The sequence below is a fragment of the Thermus sp. genome (genome assembly GCF_056332225.1).
In genome coordinates, this window is the sequence record NZ_JBWGQW010000099.1 from 1 (window position 1) to 2,694 (window position 2,694).

The window sequence follows — 2,694 nt, forward strand, 5'->3', positions numbered from 1 at the left end:
GGGGAGGAGCCCCCTCCCCTCGGGGCCCTCCTCTTGGCCCTCCCCGCGCTCCTCGTTGCCCTCTTAGCCGGCCATTTTCTGGGGGCGAAACCGTGAGGCATGAAGTGCTTGACCACATCCTTTTCGCCACCCGGGCCCGGCCCTCGGGCCCGGGGCGTTGGCAAGGGCTTTGCCCGGCCCATGAGGACCGTACTCCCTCCCTCTCCATCCGCCTCACCCCCGAGGGTACGATCCTCCTCCATTGCTTTGCCGGGTGCCCTACGGAAAGCGTTTTGGCGGCCTTGGGCCTGGAGTGGAAGGCCCTCTTTCCCGAGGGAAGGGAGTGGAGGCCCTACGCTCCTTGGGCCTTTACCCCGGTCTACCGGGCAAAGCCAAAGCCGGATGGGGCCCTGAGGGGAAGGCTTGAGCGCCTTTGGGCCCAGGCCATTCCTTTGGACCGGAGGGGGGCAGAGGTGGGGAGGAGGTACCTCGAGGCCCGGGGCCTGAGCCTCGAGGCCGTCCTCCCCGGCCTCCAGAACCTGAGGCTTCACCCTGGCCTGGAGTACCGGGAGGAGGGGAAGGTCCTGGGAGTCCTCCCCGCCCTCCTGGCCCGGGTGGAGCACCCCCAGCACGGCCTGGTGGCCCTTCACCGCACCTATCTGGCCCCCGATGGAAGGGGGAAGGCCGCCGTGCCCAGCCCCAAGAAGCTCACCCGCCCGGTCTTTGAGGGGGCCACCGTAGGGGCGGCCATTCGGCTTTACCCCCTCGAGGGGGAGGCCCTGGCCCTCAGCGAGGGGATAGAAACCGCCCTGGCCGTACGGGAGGCCTCGGGCTACCCGGCTTGGGCCACGGTGAGCGCCGGGGGGCTTGAGCGGGTGCTGGTGCCCGAGGGGGTGAAGGGGGTCCTTATCGCCGCTGACCACGACCGGGCCGGGGTGGAAGCGGCCTATGCCCTGGGGAAGCGCCTCCTCCTCCAGGGCCTCAAGGTGAGCGTGGTTTATCCCCACCAGGAGGGCAAGGACTGGCTTGATGTGCTCAAGGGCGCTAAGGAAGAGGCCCTTAGCGCCCGGTAAAGGGGTAGCGGCATGGACAAGAAGAGTCTAACCGATGAGCTCAACCGCCTCCGTTCCCCGGAGAACCTTTCGCCCGATGACCTCCCTGAGCCCACCCCTCTGGAAGAACTGACCGGAGAGGAGCTTCCCCCCTTCCCCGGAGGGGTCCTTCCCGAGGCCCTAGAGGGCTTTCTCAAGCCCTTTAGTGAGCGCCTGGCCGTTCCCTACGATGTGCCCGCCATGACCGCCTTGGGCCTGGCCTCGGGCCTCTTGGCGGGGAGGTACAAGGTGAGGCCGGACCCCCTCAATCCCCCCTGGGAGGAGGGGACCAACCTTTGGGTTGCCGTCATAGCCCCCACCGGGACCAAAAAGAGCGCCGTCCTCAACACCCTGGCCCGGCCCCTCTACGAGCTTGAGCAGGCCTTTCACGAGGACTTTGAGGCAAAACGCCGCGTATGGGAGCTTGAGCGGGAAGCGTGGAAGGCCAAGAAGCCCGAGGAGCGGGGCCCCGAGCCCGAGGAGCCTAAGCCCTGGAGGGTGGTGGTGGAGGATGCCACCAAAGAAGCCCTGGTGCGGGTCCTTCAGGTGAACCGGGGTCTGGTGGCCGTGTTTGACGAGCTCAAGGGCCTCTTCGCTTCCTGGCAAAGGGTGGACCGGGCCGCCGACCGGGCCTTCTGGCTAAAGGCTTACTCTGGTGGCTACCACAGGGAGGACCGCATGAGCAGGGAAACCTCCCCCCTGAGGGAGCCCGCCCTGGCCGTGGTGGGCTTTGTTCAGCCCGGGCCATTCCGCCAAATCGTGCTCAAGGCCCTGGAGGAAGGGGAGGAGGCCGATGGGCTTCTCCAGCGCTTCATCCTGGTCCAGGGGGGCCTCACGGCCTGGCCGGAGAAGCGCCCCGAGGTGGGAAGCCAGGCTTATCACGCCTACCAGGCCTTCATGAAGGGGCTTTGGCGCGAGCCCCAAGCCCCTCCCGTGGTCCTGACCTTTGACCCCGAGGCGCAAAAGCTTTGGTACGAGTGGGAGGACGAGGTAGAGCGGGAGCTTCGCAACGAGGACCTTCCCGAGGCTTGGAGGGGCTACCTGGGCAAGCGCCTCGGGCTCACCGCCCGGCTGGCGGGGGTCCTGAGCGTGCTTTGGAAGGAGGGGGGCCTCATCTCCGAGGACAGCCTCTTGCGGGCCATCTCCCTGGTGGAGTGGGCGGAAGCCCACGCCAAGCGCGTGTGGAGGAGGGCCCGGGTGGGGGATGTGTCTAAGCTGGTGCGGGTGGCCGCAAAGCTTTTGGAAAGGGCTAGGCGGGGAACTCTTCCCAAGGAGCTCAATCCGAGGTGGGTGGTTAGGCAAGGCTTTGCTGGGGTAGAAACCCCAAAGGACGCCTACAAGATGCTCCGGGCCCTGGAGAGGGAGGGGTGGCTTTTGCCCGTGTATCACCCCCGGACCCCAACCTGGACCCTCAACCCCCGGTTGCTCACTCAAGCTCAGGCCTGAGGGCCCTCTACGCCGGGGCCGTCCCCAAGGGGCGGCTTTTTGCTTTGACCGGTCAGGGGTCTAGGGAAAGGGAAAGTGGGGGTCAGAATCGCCGCGTAAGGAAGTGTCGGGTGAAGTGTCGGGTTAGCCCGACACTCGGGTTTGCGTCCTGGAGGGCAAAAGTGGCCCAAGTGTCGGG

At 66.8% G+C, this 2,694-nt stretch carries 2 protein-coding genes; both read left to right on the plus strand.

Features of this window, described 5'->3' with window-relative positions:
• Window positions 1-272: 272 nt before the first annotated feature.
• The gene (locus tag AC01Y6_RS10065) at window positions 273-1,052 is read left to right on the plus strand and encodes a DUF7146 domain-containing protein (protein WP_347241355.1); all 780 of its coding nucleotides are present in this window, start codon (window positions 273-275) and stop codon (window positions 1,050-1,052) included.
• Window positions 1,053-1,064: 12 nt separating this feature from the next.
• On the plus strand, window positions 1,065-2,516 hold the full coding sequence (locus tag AC01Y6_RS10070; protein ID WP_347241356.1) for a YfjI family protein: 1,452 nt from the start codon (window positions 1,065-1,067) through the stop codon (window positions 2,514-2,516).
• Window positions 2,517-2,694 lie beyond the last annotated feature (178 nt).